A 16,317-nucleotide genomic window follows, 5' to 3' on the forward strand; every position below is an offset into this window, starting at 1 on the left:
CTATCAATTGCCTATACAATAACAGGCAAAATCTTCCCTCTCTCTCCCCTCACCCAAACATCTCCTCCCGCGCAAAAAACCACCCCGTCACCGACGCAAAAAACATCCAGCACACCTCCCAGGGCCCAATCCACAGCGTCCAGTAAACCGGATTGATCACCGCATAGACTCCAGTCCAGACGACCAGGCTGCGACGAGTCCCTCGTTCGTCCGCTCGCAGTTTCTCTTTGTCGTCTTTCCCCAACCCCTGCCACTCGGCTTCGGCTCGCCTCCAGTACTCTTCGGGATAATACTCGGCTGCATCCCCCATCAACCGATCGACCTGTGGCTGCTCATCTTCGGCCATCATCCCATCCGCGACGTACGCAATCACATCCTCATCCGGAATCACCATTGTCGAAACAGCAGGATACATGAACATCGCCATCACAGCGACATAAACAACTTGATGAAGGATTGCCAGTGTCGCAAACGTGACGATCCCCGCCACATTCTGAGCCTTCCTGGTCGACTTCTCATTCTGCTGCCTTCGGACAAACAGCCCGACGGTCAGCCCGACAATGATCCCGCTCATACTGAAGATCAGCAGCGAGAGCATCGGACGAAACCCCATCGAACTCTTCATGAACGTCAACCCGCTCCCCAGAAGCGTTCCCCACCCATAACCAAAGCCGGTCATGAAATCGAAAAAGAGCATGAGCGCCGCCCCGATCCCCGCCCCCTTCACCGCCGTCCAGATCACCGGCCGCAGATCCTGCTGTTCCTCATCCATCTCGACGACTGTCGTCACCTTCCGACGACGCTTCTTCTTCCCCGACAAAACCGCCGTCACCTCCGGCACCTTCACTCCAGCAATGCCCGCTCCCACACTCTCCGTCGCAGCACTCGAAACCACCGCTGGCATTAACGAACCGTCATCCTCCTCCTCGACCATGTCAACTTCAGGCGGCACATATTCCTGGAGCAGAATCTCATGCTCACACCCCGGACAAATCACATGCGTCCCCAACTTCTCCCGACGAGAAATCGCCAACATCTTCCGACACTGCGGACACTGACACCGTACTGCCTTCGACATCCCGTCTCCCCTGATAATGCATGATCAGATGGAGTATACGAAGATTTCGCAGCGAAGGATCACCACATTTTTCCACTTTGCGTCTTCGCGACTTTGCGTTGAGTCAGGATCTCTTCGCCCTGCGTTCATTCCTAGAACGAAACAACCACCCGCGTCACCCCATCGCCCGCTTCAATCCCAATCGTCCCCCCATGCCCTTCCACAATCCGCCAGCACTTACACAACCCAAACCCCAATCCCCGCCCCGCTGCCCGACCCGAATAAAATGGGTCAAACGCATGCACCCGATCCTTCTCACTGAACCCGACCCCATTGTCTTCAACGACGAGACTGATTTTTCCTTCGTCCGAGAACAGCCCGAGTTGAACGCTCTTCTCGCCACCTTCTGTCAACACACACGCCGCCATCGCATTCCGCAATAGCTCGGCGACGACAATCTCAAACTGCGTCTGATCCGCATTCAGCGTGATCCCCTCCGCGATTTCCGTTTCCAGTTCCACCGATGAAGCCGCAAACTCCGCTCTCATTTTTTTGACGACCGCTTCCACCGCGCTGCCAGCATCAAACATCTTCTTCAACGGCACAGGAGGCTTCGCGAACAACATCAGATCGCCGATCATCTGCTTAATCCGCAGCGCCTGCCCCGCAATCGCCTGCAGATCCGCCTTCCGACGAGGATCGACCTCGTCGCGCATCAGCAGTTGAGCCTTCCCCAAAATGACCGCGAGCGGATTATTAATCTCATGCCCCGCCCCGCCAGCCAGTTCCCCCATCGCCGCCAACTTCGCCGCATCAATTACAACAGGCTTTGTTTCATTACTCATAGTCAACTCATCAATACCAGCACCGAATCAGTTCAGACAAAACCGAACCACGGATAAACACGAAGACACACGGATAAGAAAAAACATTTCAACCGCAGATAGACGCAGAGAAAAGAGGAAGATGTTCTTCATCTCTTATCTGTGTCCATCCGTGTTTATCCGTGGTTCGCTTCTGCCTTCCCGGTTGGATCGCATCGCAAATCGTCGGCTATCCAAAAAGAAAACCCTCCGAACGCATTCGAAGGGTTTTTCAATTTCCCGTTCCTTCTCCCTTGAGGGGAGAAGGTGGCAGCGCTTCGCTGACGGATGAGGGTGGGCGCTAGGCAGATATTGAGTCTCATTGACTAACTAATCGCCAGCCATGAAACTCTTTGGTTTTAACTCACACTAAGCCGCAGTCGGCGACTCGATCCCAACCAGCTTGCAGATACGATCGACCAGAGTCTCCAGGTCGAAAGGCTTCTGCAAAAAGTCGTTGGCACCAGACTTCTTGAGTTCTTCAATCTGTTCTTGTTCCACCATCCCCGAGATGCACAATATCTTGACATCATCCAGGCTGGAGTCGCTACGAACGCGGGTACAAACTTCCTTGCCGTTAATATCCGGCAGCATGAAGTCGAGGACCAGAACATCAGGTTGATATTCGCGGACCATCATACCGGCGTCGAAGCCATTGTTGGCCGAGCGGACTTCGAATCGTCCGTCCCGCTCGAGCACATCTTTCATCAGTTCCACCAGCTCGACATCGTCGTCGACGATCAGCGCCTTGCGCTTACCCGATTCCAGGGCATCGGTCGGAATCTGGTTGTCTTTCATGAACTTATAAAGCACATCTCGCGGAATCCGTCGGAAACGAGATCCGGGAACACGGAAACCCTTCAGTTGTCCCGAGTCGAAGCAGCGAATAATCGTCTGCTGACTCACCTTGCAAATCTTTGCGGCTTCGCCAGTGGTGAAAACCGTTTTCATAAATAAGCTCCATCCTTTGAACAAACCCGCAAACTTCCCTGCAGGTTGAACGCTTTTAAGTATCAAAAGGAAGGCGAAACCGTCCTTTGTGTCGACCGATCGCTTGAGGGCGAGATCAGGTCCGTTAATCCCGTCAAGTCTCCAGCCATCAAACTTTTCGAATTCTACCCATTGTGCCGATTAGGTCAATGTCTCTTCCCACTCCTCCAAAACACCACACGTTACCCATACTAACACAAATACAAAAACACAAATCATTCTAAAATAAGGAGATACAACGAGTAACCAACGATTCAGGAACCCTGCAGCCCTCAGGTAAGCTGCGCAGAATGTAAAATTTACCCAAGAAAAGACGATTCCCTACTATTCTCCCACAAACAACACCTTATGAGACATTTTTCCCACTTAATCCCCCTCACCATATCACTTTCACGATTCAGCATCTTTCCCCCTGCTCTTTTCACCCCTTGGTTTTCCTTGGCGCCTTCGCGCCTTTGCGTTGAGTCTGGATCTTCGACTCTTAACAAAAGAAAACGGCGTCCAGCTTTCGCTGCACGCCGTTTCTTGGAACCATCAGGAGACAATCAAAGGTGCTTCAAAATTATCGGAGGGTCACCATGTTCTGAGGAGCTGAGCTACGGAAGGCCGTCATCGCAGCAGTCAGGACAAGGTCGGTTGAGTTGTAGTCGTTGCGGTCAATGTTCACCTTGATATCAGGAGTCACGCCTTGACCAGCCATTTCGCGTCCCGAAGGAGAGTAGAACTTGGCAGTGGTCAGCTTCAGTTGGCCGTTGACGGTCTGAAGAGGAAAGTGAGTTTGAACCGTTCCTTTGCCATAGCTCTTTTCACCGACGATCACACCACGCTTGTTGTCTTGAATCGCAGCAGCAAAGATTTCGCTCGCTGAAGCAGAGTTACGGTCGACAAGAACAACAAGGGGAGTTTTCCAGGTTTGAGCATAGACAGCAGATTCCAGGGTGTTGTCAGCCGAAGTACGGCCTTTGGTTGAGACGATCGTCCCAGAAGGCAGAAACTTGTCAGACAGCGAGATGGCAGAGGTCAGAAGACCACCAGGGTTACCGCGAAGGTCGATCACCAGAGATGACATTCCTTGTTTGTGCAGGGTCCAGAGAGCCTGATCAAGCAGAGAAGAGGTATCTTCAGCGAACTTGTCGATGCGGACATAACCAACGCCGTCTTCCATCATGCGAACTTCTGAGACCGATTTGATCTCGATTGGTTTACGGACAATGTTGACAACGAATGGATTCGATTCACCACGTTTGAGGGACAAAAGAACCTGAGAACCGTTGACACCTTTGATCAGGTTGGCCATGTCATCCAAAGTCTTGCCAGCCAGGGGTTGTCCACCCGCAGCGACAACCAGGTCACCACGTTTGACACCCGCAGCTTCGGCACCGCCACCTTGATAGACACGTTCAATTCGGGCACCAGCTTCTTCGGCTTTCAGTTCCACACCAATCCCGACGACGTTCCCGGCAGCCACCTGATTGGGGTTAGCTTCCACGCGAGGACCGCCGTTTCGGTCGGTAGGGACCAGTGAAGAATATGGGTCGAGCGAATCCAGGGTTCCGTTGATGAATTCCATCGCGACGATGACAGGGTTACTGCCCAGTTCGCTTTGGAAGGCGTATCCCGCCCAGTTCATCACTCGCAGGGCATCGTCAGCGTTCTTGGCTTCGAAAGTGGCTTTGACACCTTCGAGTTGTTGAACCAGTCGAGCCATTTTGGCCTGATCGACTCGTGAACGAGACGTCTGGAGAAACGCCTGGTTGCCCAGAGCAGCGATCAGGTTGTCGATGCCTTGGTTAGTACGGGTTTTATAGTCAACAGGATTCACGTGGCGTGAATCGATCATCTGAGCCGTCTCTTTATAGAGGTTGACCGACTGAGCCCAGGTCACCCCGCTGGTGAAACTGACCAGTTCAGGATTGCTGTAACGGTAAGTCAGTTTCATTTGGGTTTCGTTATCGACTTTGGCTGTCTGAACCAGACCACCGTTCTTAGCAGCAACGCCGCCAGTCATGCTTTCGCAGACACAAGCGAATGGGCTAGGAACATCTCCCGCTGAGACGGTCATGACACTTGTCATCATGATCACGCTGGCAGCCAGGACCTTGATCCAATTGTTGGCTTGTTTTTTGTTATTAAGTTTCTGAGTTCCGTTTTGATTCATATTGAAGAACATGGGGCACCTCCTGGCGATCCTTCTGATTTCACTTTGACACTCGTCTATCAGCTCTCAAGGTTCCTGCTTGAGTTTCCGCTGACGTCTGAGGCTCATCTCCTGATGTTTGACCGACACGTGTCAGGTCATGGTGAGGACATATTGCACGAGCTGTGCCAAATGTATTTTGCTCTTGACATTTGGTGAGATGGGAAAGCACCGTCGACTTTGACGCCGGTAATTTCCAGTCAATAGCAATTTTTACTTTGTCAACTTTGCAAGGTATGCAAGAAATGCAACACTTTGACCACCATAGACAGACTATATGATAACAATACACATCTAAAAACAACCGCAGAACAAGCGTTTTGACATCACTACGACTACACAATCACCTACTTCTTACAATTTAACAACACCCAGAGTACTTTTGGCACGACTCGTGCATATCATCATGACTCATACTCGCAACCATTTGTGATGCGAGACTTCTCAAACAAACTATTCCCAAGAAGGAATCTCACTATGAAAACTCTCCTCCTCAACTCAGCTCTCGGGGTCGCTCTGATTGGTGGCCTGACTTCAACTTCACAAGCCGCCGAAACCAGGACTGCCTTCCTCGGCCTGCCCAACATCTTTGCCCCACAACAGCAATCATGCCCAGGCGGAGTCTGCCCAACGCCAGTCCGTTACGCCCCTCAGAGCTGCCCCGGCGGCGTTTGCCCACCACAAATGCAACAACCCGTCTATTACAACCCAGTCCAACAACAAAACCAGACCTGCATCCCTGGCGTCGGATGCTTCCCAGCAGGCTACCGTCCCGTCCAGACGGCTCCTGTCTACCAACAACCGTTTAGACCTGTTTACCAGACAAAGCAATACCCTGTTTACCAACAACCTGCACCAGTCTACCAAATGCCTGCTCAGCCACGCCCGACTCAATACGGCTGGCCAACAGTCAGCAACAACAAACCGGTCAATGCGATCCCTGCTTCAGCCCAAGGAACAAATAGCCCGTTTTTTCAGTAATCTGAGGCAGCCGTCGCTGCCCAGCAGTTAACAACCATCGGCGGCCAACCGACACCCTGACTGACTTTCCGAACGTCACCGACAACCCGCCAGCCGGAGCCTCACGCTTCGGCTGGTTTTTTTATTTCACCGAATCAGTGGAACATCTTCAGGAAGGTATTCACGTCGTGAAACGCCATGAAATAACCCACATTCACCAAGAGAATCCCAACCAGAACCAGCATGACGTGATTTGTACGGCTGCCCGGGGTGTGCTCAATCCCGATAGCCGTTTGCCATTCGTTGACTTCTACAAAGTCTTCGCTTGAGGTACGCATAGAATACATCCTTTCCCTGATGTTCCAGGTGGCGGGAGCCCAGTTGATGGGCCGATGGAGGCGGGGGCTGATCGAAAGAAGTCGATCAGCTGTACCGTCAGGATGACGGTGTCTAACTGGTAAGGCAAGTACTGTACCAGAATTTTTTGAGGATCTTCGGGAAGATCTCCATTCTGGCGACGTACCAGTATTTTTTGCTGCGTTTTACGCTTTTTTTTGCCAACTAAAGCAGCACAACCAGGCCTTCAGTTTTCATTAGTTCACCATAAGTTTTCAGCACTTCATCTGCGTTTTGCATTTTCAGGTCAAACGTCACCGAAATATGCTTTCCACCCGCTGTTTCCCGAGTCTCGCAGGGCGGATCGAAGTCCCAGGCGAGGGCTTCCCGAACCGCAGAAACAACGCGAAACTGAAAATCGTTTTCTGTTTTCCCGATCGCCTTGATCACATATTGGCACGGAAAATCATGTGTCGATTCGAGCAATTCGCGTCGTGTTTGCGATTCAGACATTTTCTCACTCCCTCATGGCATATGCCAATATCTTTGTCATTCTACGCAGCAAGCTTGCCTTTTTCCTGAGCAATTTTCTCGAGGACATGAGCCACTGCTTGTGCGACCGGAACCTTCTCCGGTTCTGCTGCTGTCCGCAGTTTGCATTCCACAATCCCTTCCTTGAGGCCTTTCCCTCCAATGACGACGCGGAGAGGGATGCCGATCAGGTCCGCATCGTTGAGCTTGAAGCCTGGACGGGCGTCTCGGTCATCCATCAGAACATCCACGCCCTGCGATCGGAGCTCGGCGTAAACCTTCTCTGCCAGCTGCATTGTGTCCGCATCCCCGATGTTCAGCGGGACGAGCAGGACTTCGTAAGGGGCGACTGTCATCGGCCAGATCAAGCCCTTCTCGTCAAAGCGAGTCTCGGCCAACCCCGCGATGATGCGATTCACGCCAATGCCGTAGCAGCCCATGATCATCGGGTGACGCTGTTCGTTCTCGTCAACGAAGAGGGCATCCAGTGCTTTGGAGTACTTGGTTCCCAGTTTGAAGACGTGGCCGACTTCGATGCCGTGGACGAACTCCATCGGCTCGCCGGACTTCGGACAGGGGTCGCCGGCGACCGCATTGCGGAGGTCGTAGGTCGTTTCGAGCTGATAATCTCGACCGACATTGACGCCTGTGTAGTGCATGTCCGCTTCGTTGCCGCCGACAACCGCGTCTTTAATGGAGGGAACATCGTGGTCCGCAATAACGCGAACGGTCAGACCGACGGGGCCAGCGAAGCCAACAGGGGCTCCGGTGACCTTTTCGATCGTTTTGACATCGGCCAGTTCCACAGCAGATGCGCCGAGGGCACGACGGATCTTGCCTTCATTGGCTTCGTGATCACCACGCACCAGGACGGCGACCGGTGTGCCGTCTGCGACATAGATCAGCGTCTTAACGACTTGCGTTGGCTGGACTTTCAGGAATTTCGCGACCGATTCGATACTGCCAACGTTTGGCGTGGAGACTTTCTTCAACTCCCCTGCCCCGTCCGCGGTTTTGATTTCTGGAGACTTGCGACCCGTTTCTGCCCGTTCGAGGTTGGCGGCGTAGCCAGAGGCTTTGCAGTAGACAATTTTGTCTTCCCCGTTACCAGCCGGGATCATGAATTCGTGAGACCCGTCGCCGCCGATGGGACCTGACTCGGCTTCGACCGGAAGATACTCGAGTCCGCAGCGGGTGAAAATGCGACAGTACGCATCGTACATTTTCTGGTAAGCTTCGTTGAGCTGTTCCAGGCTGGTGCCGAAGCTGTAGGCGTCTTTCATCAGGAATTCACTGGTCCGCAGGACGCCGAAGCGGGGGCGTTCTTCGTTGCGGAACTTGCTGGTCATCTGATAAACGGTCAGCGGAAGCTGGCGATAGCTGGTGATGTGACGCGCGATCAGGTCGGTGACGACTTCTTCGTGCGTTGGGCCGAGCGCCAGCGGAACGCGGGAATCGCGTCGGGTGATCTCGAATTTCATCAGGATATTGCCGAACGCTTCGATGCGGTTCGTGCGGTGGTAAAGCTCCTGAGGCGTCAGCGAGGGCATCTGGATTTCGACGGCGTCTGCTTTTTCCATCTCTTCGCGGATGATGGCTTGCGCTTTCTGCAGCGCACGCAGGCCGAGCGGCAGATAGGTGTAAACGCCGGCCATGACCTGTCGAATGAGTCCTGCTCGGAGCATCAGCTGGTGGCTGGGAATCTCAGCATCCGAGGGAACTTCCTTGAGAGTCGGGATGAATGTCTTGCTCCAGCGCACAGATCGAATCCTTTGCAGGGGGAATTGGTTTGAATCGCCAAAACGGGGATTCTAGCAGGGCCAGAGAAAACGAGGAAGCCGTGGCGGCGAAAGGAGTCACGCTGGGCAGGTGGGAATGACAGGCCGGAGTGACGGCGGGTTCGGTCGTCGACACATGGCAGTATCAAGGTGTCGGAGATGGCCCCTCATCTGGCAGGTACATCAGTTCGGGGAACTGGTCGTTTCGGATGACGTTAGCGTAGAGAAAGAGGAGGATGCCGAGGACGATCGCTGGAAATGAGAAGATTGAGTAGAAAATGACCGCACGCTCGAATGTTGGATCTCGCGGGATGGCAAATCCGTCGGGAGTCAGAACCAGCATGCAGGCTAGCGCCGGCGCGATGACGGCCGAGACCCCGATCGCAGGGATAAAGACGGTCGGAAGCCGTCGACGAAAGGCGAGCACGAACAGGCACGCAATGAAAAGCCACATCGTCAGCGATGCGCAGGTGAAATCAAACATCACGCTGTCCCTGCCGTAACGGATTGGGATCAGCCGATAGAGCGAAGAGGGAATGATTGCTGCGAGCAATAGCGTGAAGGCTGGGGCGAGCACCGTGCCCAGAAAAATGATTGCTCCCTGGCGGAACGTGAGTTTCCCGATCGCGATGAGCGATGACAGGAAGACGCACGCAGCCGGAGCCAATAGCCCACAAGTCAGTGACAAGATGGGATCGACCGGCGCGAAAAGAACGCAGGCTGGAATGGCAGAGATGATCAGAGGAAGAATGATGAGCAACGACCAGGTCAGCAGTCGATGTCCTTTTGGGGGTGGGCTCGGTGACGTCGTTGCCATGGGGTCGTCTCGATAGGGAGAGGGGATCGGATTTGTGCATCGTCATGGAGAATGGTTGAAGATACAAGGGGGCGACAAAATAAAGCTCGCGGGTCAGCACGGAGCTTGTTGGTTGAGGCATGGTGTTTGTAAAAGACCAGTTCGGAACGGTTTGGTTTTGCGACTGCTTGCATCGTAGGTGGTCACATCGGAGCGGAAGCTGTTGAGGGCGTCCTTGGCACTGGCTGACTTTTTCATGGTCCACCGCTGAAGAACAGTGTTCACGACGAGGGGCTGCCTCGTCGGTCCGATGATGCTGGGGGTTGAGGTTGATGAAAGCCATGCTTGGGATATCCTGGCCGGGGTTGCGAGTCTTTGGGGAGACTTGCGTTGTCGGCAGTAAAGGAGAGTCGCGGGCATGGGACGTTGGTTCCGAACTGGGGTTGTAGGGGTTGGGGCTTAGGGCTTGGTCTGAATACTGCCTGGGGGTGGTTGTGGTGTTGGGAGTCTGTTGGTGCCTATCGCTCACCCTCATCCGCCCTTAGGGCACCATTCCTGAGAAGACTACCGCGTCGTTCACTCTCGCCTTCTCGGCGAGAGCAAACTCCTTGCTTCCACCTCAAGGGAGAAGGGACGAATACGGGGCCGTTGACGGTTTCAAGAGGGATGTGGGCTTTACGAAATTCGCAGAGATCCCTCATCCGTCAGCGAAGCGCTGCCACCTTCTCCCGGGGGGAGAAGGGAGTGATGGGTTTGCACTTCACTTGGCTCTCTACTCTACCGGGAAGTGTTGCGCGAATAAGGGTTAATAGACATCGTGTTTGCGAGGGGGGATGAAAGGGAAATGCGGAAGGTGTTTGTGGTGTGAGGGATAGGGATGCGCAATTTTGTTTTCGTAATTTTAAGACGGGCAGTCTGAGGATCATCTTTGTAGGGACGAGGCTTCGAGACGCTGGGGCATCGAGCGTGCGACCGGTCGTCGCTGATTCTTAATCATCGGACTGGATGAAACTTGTGCTGGATAGGATGGAGTGAGGCGATCATAATCAGAGCGGCGATCGCATCGTTGTTTTTATCTGGGTCAAAGAGAGAGTTATGAAGCAGAGCAATACGTGTCCGAAGTGTGGGTCGAAGGAAGTGATCGCGGATGCGATGGCGGTGGATCACGGCGAGGCGAATATGGAACTCGATATGACCGTGGCGACGTTCAAGACACCGGAGAACTGGTTGTTTAAGGGGAAGATGTCGACGAAGGTTTCAGCGTGGGTGTGTGGCGGGTGTGGGTTCGTGGAGTTTTATGCGGATGAGCCGTGGAAGCTGCGGGAGTGAGGGGTGGGCAAAATGTTCGAATGTAGAATCAGACTTCTGTTTTCACGAGATTATCAGGCTCATGGTACTGAAGATTGAGAACAGTGGGTGCATAATGGCGTAACAGGAGGCCAATGGCGGAAAGCTGGAGCCACAGGCCTGGGAGGGCGGCGGCGCTGCTGAGAATGACAATTCTGGGGACATTGAGATCTTCGAACTGTGGAGTCCAGAAGGGGATTATTTGCAGGACGTATGTCAGGCAAACCAACAAGGCAAGTCCTAGAGGCATTCGAGGTCGGTAAGCGAAATACAATCCGAGGCTAACTGGAAGACCAAAAAAGACAATTCGGATGAGCGTGGAAACGACAAAACGCAATGATCCGTAGAGAACTCCCAGCGACCAAACGATGGAGCGTTCGACCGCAAACGCTTCCAGTGTCTGAATAAGTCCATCCCCAAACAATGACATCAGCTGAGCAACCAGATAACCAGCCAGAATTGTATTTATCTGTTTGAGTGACGGTGTTTGAAGAGAAGCGCAAATCATTCCAACCAGGCATGCAGTGGCTAAACAAGCCGCTGAAACCCTCAAGGTGATTTCCAACTCCAAGGATGCGGCGCTGGTCAACTGGAGATAGTACATCGCTGCAGAGATCGAGGAATAGATCGCAGCGATGATGAAGGCGATGGAAATGATGAGGAGAGGGGACGTGCGTTTGAAGCTTGGAGTGATTGGGGAAGCCATTGTTGAGATTGGACCCGAGTATGATGGTGATTGATATGGGAATGTTTCTGCCAAAACAGTACTGACCAATCCCAATTGGAAGCAACACTAGAAATGCCAGCACCATATAGCCGTTGGGTCGTTAGTCAGGCTTTTCGACGTGACTTCGTTGTTCGCTTGGAAGTCGCAGGCGTTGTGATGTTATTGGCGATCAGGGTTTCGACGACAGAGTTTAAGCTTTGGCCGTGTTGTTCGGCGTATTCACTCAGGTTGCGGTGAAGCGCTGGGGCGATGCGGAGGACGAATTTGCCGGAGTAGGGTTTATCTGGTTTTTCGCCGCGCGATTTGCAGAAGTCGAGGTAATCGTCGACGGAGTCCTGGAAGGCTTGTTTGAGTTCGGCGACGCTGGTGCCCTGGAAGGTGACGACGTCACGGATGCCGAGGACTCGGCCGTGGAAGGTTTCTGAGTCGGCGTCGAATTCGGCGGTGGCGGAGTAGGTTTTGTAGGTGAGGAGGTCCATAGATTGTTATCAAGGTGCTATGCCCGCTGCGGTGAGAAAATCTCGCATTGAACTACGGGCTGTGGTGTCCATTTTTGAAGAATTGAAGACAGGGGGTTTACACCCCCCGCTCGCCTTTCAGACGGAAGAGCTGCTCCCCTGCCTTTCTCACCAGCAACACGCCCTCAGCCTCCCGATTCGCAAAGCTCTCCACATTAATCGTTGCCGGATCGCGATAGCCGAGGTTGATTTGTTTGCAGACTTCTTCGGGGATTTGCGTGGCGAGGATGACGTTGACTCTTAGTTTTTCAATGCCGGTGGCTGGGTCGTACTCCCCTGCTCCGCGGACGTGGGTGCTGTGGGCGAGGGTGCCCCAGGGCATGTGTTTGAATTGGTCCCATTGTTTGACGAAGTAGTCGCGGCAGTGGTAGCCGATTTTTTTGATGATGTGTTCGTGGACGACGGAGATGCTGGAGAGGTGTGGGGCGTAGATGATGACTTCGCCGCCGTCGGCGACGGCGGGTTCGAGTTTGTACATGCATTTGCCGGCGACCCAGAGTTCGTCGTACATCGGCGGGGCGCAGCTGAGGACTTGTTTGTAGGGTTTATCGACCCAGGTGATGTGGACCTGGCTGGAGAGGTCGGCGGCGTTTGACCAGGCGTCTTCGGGGGTGCCGTAGAAGAGGCCGTAGAGGCTTTTATCGGGGGCGACGACGAAAGTCAGAGCGCGTTTGAAGTTAGGGATGAGGGCAGCGGCTTTATCGACGACTTTCCGCACAGGGGTTGATTTGACGCCGATGATGCCGGCGTTGGTGACGAGGGCGCCGAGCCAGTGGAAGAAGTTGAGGAGCTCGGGGCCGGAGATGCCGGGGAAGAAGTATTTGTTGCCCCCGGAGAAGCCGACGACTTCGTGGGGAAAGACAGGGCCGAGGACGAGGAGGTTGTCGTAGTCGCGGATGCGCTTGTTGATTTTGACGGGGACGTCGACAGCGAGGAGGCCGTCGGAGATTTCGAGGGTGTCGGCTTCGGAGAGGCGTCCGATTTCGGTGAGGGCGTCTTCGTTGTCCCACTCGTGGTTAAAGAGGTTGGTGGCGAAGAAGAGGCGTTCGCGTTCGGAGTCCTTGATGCCGAGGAGCTGGCAGATGTGCTGCTCGGACATGGGTGGGTGGGTGCCGAGGGCGACCATGACGTCGAACTGGGTGACGTGTGGGCGGAGTTTCTGATAGAGGGCATCGAAGAGCAGCGGGAGGGGCGCGGTGCGGGTGTGGTCGGGGATGATGAGGAGCAGCGACTTGCCTTTGTACTCGGAGGCGTCGATGTTCTGGTCGATCCAGGTGCGGACTTGGTCTTCGGTGAGGAGGTTCATATTGGAGATTCACCACTAAGGCTCTAAGGACACGAAGGTTCACAAAGGGAGAATTTAACGGAAAGCGGTGGGGGTGCAAAGGGGAGGCGGTTGGAAAGCGGAGAGGAGAGTTGCCTGTTGTCGATAAGGCATTGAGGGTCTGTTGGTGCCTGGCGCTCACCCTCATCCGCCCTTCGGGCACCTTCTCCCCTCAAGGGAGAAGGGACGGGGAATGTCGTTTCGCACTGCCCTCATTGTTCCATTCGCTTATTGAAGGCTTGTTGGCGCGATGCCCTCATCCGTCGGCACTGTGTTTAGTAAACACCAAGGGTGTCGTGCCGCCACCTTCTCCCGGGGGGAGAAGGGATTAAGAGTTGAAAACGAAATGCGGGCGGGATATATTCATCCGAAAGGGTGAATAATGTCGAAGCTACTGGAAGAACGGTTGGATCGGACGTTGGCGGCGCTGGGGGATCCGACGCGGCGGGCGATTCTTCGTCGGTTGTCGCGGGGGGAGACGCGGGTGACGGATCTGGCGGAGCCGTTCAAGATTTCGCTGAATTCGGTTTCGAAGCATATTCGGGTGCTGGAGAAGGCGAGTCTGGTGACCCGTCGTCGTGAAGGGCGCGAGCATTGGCTGGCGTTTAATCGGAAGCCGTTGGATGAAGCGTCGGCGTGGATTGAGGCGATGCGTCGGTTCTGGGATGAGCGTCTGGATGTGTTGGAACAAGAACTCAAGAACGAAGATGGGAAAACGTCATGAGTGAATTTGGGAAACGAACGTCGAAGGATACGGTGCGGTTGGAGCGATTGCTGCCGGGGCCGGTAGAGCGGGTGTGGGCGTATCTGGTCGAGAGTGAGAAGCGGGGGAAGTGGCTGGCGAAGGGGGAGTTGGAGCCTTGGGTGGGTGGGAAGGTGCAGTTGCAGTTTCTGCACTCGAGCTTGACGCCGGTGCAGGAGCCGATTCCTGAGCGGTTCAAGATGATGGAATGTGGCGTGACCGGCGAGGAGACGGTGACGGTGTTCGAGCCGCCGACGAAGCTGGCGATCACGTGGGGTGGCGGGACGTCGGAGGTGAGTTTCGAGTTGACGCCTCGGGGTGAGCAGGTGTTGCTGGTCATTACGCATACGCGACTGGGCGAGCAGGAGATGATCCTGGTGGCGTCGGGCTGGCATACGCATGTGGGGATTTTGGAAGCGAATCTGGAGGAGCGGACGCCGGGGGCGTTCTGGTCGGTGTTTTTGGGGATTGAAGCGGAGTACACGCGGCTGTTTGGGATGAAGGAAGGTGAGTCGAAATGAAAAAAGTTCTGTGGGTGATTGCGGGAGTGGTGGCGGGGATTGTGGTGTTCTTTGCGGTCTTCATGGCTGTCGAGGGATTCAGTGCGATTGTGCATCCCTATCCGGCTGACTTTCAGGGAACGCATGAAGAGATCGTGCGACAGGTGGAGACGTACCCGGCCTGGGTTCTCGTCGTCGTGGTTCCGATGTGGGTGGCGATGATTTCCCTGACCGCATGGACGGCAGGGAAAGTTGGCGGGATCGTTTCGTATGCGATCGTCAGTGTTTTGATGACGGGGGCGTTGTTTTGCAATCTGACGATGTTGCCTTATCCGGTCTGGTTTCCGATTGCGATGGGGATCACGGGGCCGTGGGCGGTTTATCTGGGGTTGCCGAGGGGGAAGAAGAGGGGCGTTGCTGGTCCGGAGTGAAGGGGAAGATTCACCACGAAGGCTCGAAGGGCACCAAGTTTCACGAAGGGAGAGAGTTGGAGCGCGGAGAGGATGCAGTGACCATCAAAGTGGGATTGTCGAGGTGGGTTGATTGTGGCTTAATAGCCAGGTGAATCGATCGACATTGTGGATGGGAATCAGATGATGGGGGCTGAAGAACGAGTGAAGACCCCCTGGATGGCGATTGGCATTGGAGTGATCGTAGTCGGTGTTGTCGTAGCGGTTTGCCTGGCGGTCTGGGATCCGCGGCCGAGATTGAAGGTGGGGCAGGTTGTTGATCGCGTGGGGGAGTATCGATACCCGAGTGGCGATCGGCGTTTGAAGATTATTGAGGATGCTGATGGAAACATCGCGATTAGTACGCAATACCGGGTGATGCGGTACTATTTGTTTCCAGTGTGGTTCGAGAATAACAATACGCTTTTTGAGTCGGAACGAGATTGGTTTGCGACGGTTGATCAGTATGAGAGATTGTGGGTCTATCATGGGCCGTGGGATAAAGCGTGGGGGCCGAAAAGAAAAATGCCATCAGGTGGAACGGTGCCCTATCCACCAGCAGTGATCGTGGACGGCGTCATTCCATTTGGTCGCAGAGGCTTTCGTCGTGGTAGTATGGTCGTCTCTAGCATTGGTGATTGGAGGGGAGTTCCGTGGGAGTTCTTTCATCGGATTCCTGATAAGAATGATGGAACGTGGGGGCATGGGCAGACGATTCCGGCGACGCCACTGGTGTATAGTGTTTCGGATGAGAGAGAGATTGAGAAAGAAATACGGGAGCGGTGAGAGTGGGGCTTCGGGCTGACATTCAAATGAGAAGATATTTTGCCTGTCGGTTTTGAAGGCATTGAGAGCGTGCACATGCCTAGCGCTCACCCTCATCCGCCCTTCGGGCACCTTCTCCCCTCAAGGGAGAAGGGACTTAATGCCGCTCCCCTCAAGAGAGAAGGGACAAGAGATAGTGTCCTTTATGGAAGAAGTGGGAATTAGCTGAGAAAATTCGCGGTAATTTCGTCGTGTTGGGGTTGACGGAATGGGGTCGGGAAAAAGGTGGTCGGGGGTGGCTGGTCAAGGGGGTTGAGGGATGATAGGCTTGGTTGTTTGGGCGCGAGGTTTTGCGTCTGTTGTTGTGCGCTGACCGGAAAGACGAGGGCTTTGCATCACTGAGGTGGTGGGCGTGCTCGTGATCTGGTTGGTGGTTG

At 54.3% G+C, this 16,317-nt stretch carries 17 protein-coding genes; 6 read left to right on the forward strand and 11 right to left on the reverse strand.

The features are described 5' to 3' along the window. Window positions 1–49: 49 nt before the first annotated feature. The 4 genes from SH248x_RS11935 to SH248x_RS11950 all read right to left on the reverse strand — a co-directional run bounded on the left by SH248x_RS11935 (window position 50) and on the right by SH248x_RS11950 (window position 5,080). The gene (locus SH248x_RS11935; protein ID WP_459554499.1) at window positions 50–1,078 is read right to left on the reverse strand and encodes an ECF transporter S component family protein; all 1,029 of its coding nucleotides are present in this window, start codon (window positions 1,076–1,078) and stop codon (window positions 50–52) included. A 131-nt stretch (window positions 1,079–1,209) separates the two neighbouring features. Beyond that, a complete protein-coding gene (locus tag SH248x_RS11940) occupies window positions 1,210–1,902 on the reverse strand; it encodes a sensor histidine kinase (protein ID WP_459554501.1) in 693 nt (230 codons plus the stop codon). A gap of 387 nt (window positions 1,903–2,289) precedes the next feature. Then, entirely contained in the window at window positions 2,290–2,871 is a 582-nt protein-coding gene (locus tag SH248x_RS11945) for a response regulator (protein WP_459554502.1), read from the reverse strand. Window positions 2,872–3,472: 601 nt separating this feature from the next. Then, a complete protein-coding gene (locus SH248x_RS11950; RefSeq protein ID WP_459554504.1) occupies window positions 3,473–5,080 on the reverse strand; it encodes a S41 family peptidase in 1,608 nt (535 codons plus the stop codon). Window positions 5,081–5,584: 504 nt separating this feature from the next. Here SH248x_RS11950 and SH248x_RS11955 point away from each other — a divergent pair. Continuing rightward, a complete protein-coding gene (locus SH248x_RS11955; RefSeq protein ID WP_459554505.1) occupies window positions 5,585–6,088 on the forward strand; it encodes a hypothetical protein in 504 nt (167 codons plus the stop codon). A 134-nt stretch (window positions 6,089–6,222) separates the two neighbouring features. Here SH248x_RS11955 and SH248x_RS11960 read toward each other — a convergent pair whose 3' ends face one another. The 4 genes from SH248x_RS11960 to SH248x_RS11975 form a co-directional block, all read right to left on the reverse strand. Beyond that, complete coding sequence (locus SH248x_RS11960; RefSeq protein WP_459554506.1) at window positions 6,223–6,405, reverse strand: hypothetical protein; 183 nt, start codon at window positions 6,403–6,405, stop codon at window positions 6,223–6,225. Between the two features lie 223 nt (window positions 6,406–6,628). Further along, window positions 6,629–6,916, reverse strand: coding sequence for a YbeD family protein (locus SH248x_RS11965; protein WP_459554507.1), 288 nt, complete (start codon window positions 6,914–6,916; stop codon window positions 6,629–6,631). Window positions 6,917–6,957: 41 nt separating this feature from the next. Beyond that, complete coding sequence (locus SH248x_RS11970) at window positions 6,958–8,694, reverse strand: proline--tRNA ligase (RefSeq protein WP_459554508.1); 1,737 nt, start codon at window positions 8,692–8,694, stop codon at window positions 6,958–6,960. Window positions 8,695–8,857: 163 nt separating this feature from the next. Further along, complete coding sequence (locus SH248x_RS11975; protein WP_459554509.1) at window positions 8,858–9,529, reverse strand: hypothetical protein; 672 nt, start codon at window positions 9,527–9,529, stop codon at window positions 8,858–8,860. Window positions 9,530–10,603: 1,074 nt separating this feature from the next. On the opposite strand from SH248x_RS11975, the gene SH248x_RS11980 reads away from it, so the two are divergent. After that, window positions 10,604–10,837, forward strand: coding sequence for a hypothetical protein (locus SH248x_RS11980; RefSeq protein WP_459554510.1), 234 nt, complete (start codon window positions 10,604–10,606; stop codon window positions 10,835–10,837). A 28-nt stretch (window positions 10,838–10,865) separates the two neighbouring features. On the opposite strand, the gene SH248x_RS11985 is transcribed toward SH248x_RS11980, so the two are convergent. From SH248x_RS11985 to SH248x_RS11995, 3 genes are all read right to left on the reverse strand, one after another. After that, a complete protein-coding gene (locus tag SH248x_RS11985; RefSeq protein WP_459554511.1) occupies window positions 10,866–11,615 on the reverse strand; it encodes a hypothetical protein in 750 nt (249 codons plus the stop codon). A gap of 71 nt (window positions 11,616–11,686) precedes the next feature. Beyond that, a complete protein-coding gene (locus SH248x_RS11990) occupies window positions 11,687–12,061 on the reverse strand; it encodes a type II toxin-antitoxin system HicB family antitoxin (RefSeq protein ID WP_459554512.1) in 375 nt (124 codons plus the stop codon). A 97-nt stretch (window positions 12,062–12,158) separates the two neighbouring features. After that, on the reverse strand, window positions 12,159–13,406 hold the full coding sequence (locus SH248x_RS11995) for a nickel-dependent lactate racemase family protein (protein WP_459554513.1): 1,248 nt from the start codon (window positions 13,404–13,406) through the stop codon (window positions 12,159–12,161). A gap of 400 nt (window positions 13,407–13,806) precedes the next feature. Between SH248x_RS11995 and SH248x_RS12000 the strand changes: the two genes are divergently transcribed. From SH248x_RS12000 to SH248x_RS12015, 4 genes are all read left to right on the forward strand, one after another. Continuing rightward, a complete protein-coding gene (locus tag SH248x_RS12000; protein WP_459554514.1) occupies window positions 13,807–14,148 on the forward strand; it encodes an ArsR/SmtB family transcription factor in 342 nt (113 codons plus the stop codon). Then, window positions 14,145–14,687: an SRPBCC family protein gene (locus SH248x_RS12005; protein WP_459554515.1), complete on the forward strand. Its 543-nt coding sequence runs from the start codon at window positions 14,145–14,147 to the stop codon at window positions 14,685–14,687. The genes SH248x_RS12000 and SH248x_RS12005 overlap by 4 nt, the downstream gene beginning before the upstream one ends. Beyond that, complete coding sequence (locus tag SH248x_RS12010) at window positions 14,684–15,097, forward strand: hypothetical protein (protein WP_459554516.1); 414 nt, start codon at window positions 14,684–14,686, stop codon at window positions 15,095–15,097. Before SH248x_RS12005 ends, SH248x_RS12010 begins: the two co-directional genes overlap by 4 nt. 198 nt (window positions 15,098–15,295) lie before the next feature. Continuing rightward, entirely contained in the window at window positions 15,296–15,901 is a 606-nt protein-coding gene (locus SH248x_RS12015) for a hypothetical protein (protein WP_459554517.1), read from the forward strand. The last annotated feature ends 416 nt before the right edge of the window (window positions 15,902–16,317 follow it).

Origin of the sequence: Lacunimicrobium album, assembly GCF_052161635.1 — a bacterium.
In the GTDB taxonomy this organism is placed as follows: Bacteria; Planctomycetota; Planctomycetia; order Planctomycetales; family Planctomycetaceae; genus SXPC01.

Bases quoted from the DNA above. Each gene is read 5' to 3' on its own strand.
- SH248x_RS11935 (WP_459554499.1), bottom strand. From the start codon at position 1,078: ATGTCGAAGGCAGTACGGTGTCAGTGTCCGCAGTGTCGGAAGATGTTG.
- SH248x_RS11940 (WP_459554501.1), bottom strand. From the start codon at position 1,902: ATGAGTAATGAAACAAAGCCTGTTGTAATTGATGCGGCGAAGTTGGCG.
- SH248x_RS11945 (WP_459554502.1), bottom strand. From the start codon at position 2,871: ATGAAAACGGTTTTCACCACTGGCGAAGCCGCAAAGATTTGCAAGGTG.
- SH248x_RS11950 (WP_459554504.1), bottom strand. From the start codon at position 5,080: ATGTTCTTCAATATGAATCAAAACGGAACTCAGAAACTTAATAACAAA.
- SH248x_RS11955 (WP_459554505.1), top strand. From the start codon at position 5,585: ATGAAAACTCTCCTCCTCAACTCAGCTCTCGGGGTCGCTCTGATTGGT.
- SH248x_RS11960 (WP_459554506.1), bottom strand. From the start codon at position 6,405: ATGCGTACCTCAAGCGAAGACTTTGTAGAAGTCAACGAATGGCAAACG.
- SH248x_RS11965 (WP_459554507.1), bottom strand. From the start codon at position 6,916: ATGTCTGAATCGCAAACACGACGCGAATTGCTCGAATCGACACATGAT.
- SH248x_RS11975 (WP_459554509.1), bottom strand. From the start codon at position 9,529: ATGGCAACGACGTCACCGAGCCCACCCCCAAAAGGACATCGACTGCTG.
- SH248x_RS11980 (WP_459554510.1), top strand. From the start codon at position 10,604: ATGAAGCAGAGCAATACGTGTCCGAAGTGTGGGTCGAAGGAAGTGATC.
- SH248x_RS11990 (WP_459554512.1), bottom strand. From the start codon at position 12,061: ATGGACCTCCTCACCTACAAAACCTACTCCGCCACCGCCGAATTCGAC.
- SH248x_RS11995 (WP_459554513.1), bottom strand. From the start codon at position 13,406: ATGAACCTCCTCACCGAAGACCAAGTCCGCACCTGGATCGACCAGAAC.
- SH248x_RS12000 (WP_459554514.1), top strand. From the start codon at position 13,807: ATGTCGAAGCTACTGGAAGAACGGTTGGATCGGACGTTGGCGGCGCTG.
- SH248x_RS12005 (WP_459554515.1), top strand. From the start codon at position 14,145: ATGAGTGAATTTGGGAAACGAACGTCGAAGGATACGGTGCGGTTGGAG.
- SH248x_RS12010 (WP_459554516.1), top strand. From the start codon at position 14,684: ATGAAAAAAGTTCTGTGGGTGATTGCGGGAGTGGTGGCGGGGATTGTG.
- SH248x_RS12015 (WP_459554517.1), top strand. From the start codon at position 15,296: ATGGCGATTGGCATTGGAGTGATCGTAGTCGGTGTTGTCGTAGCGGTT.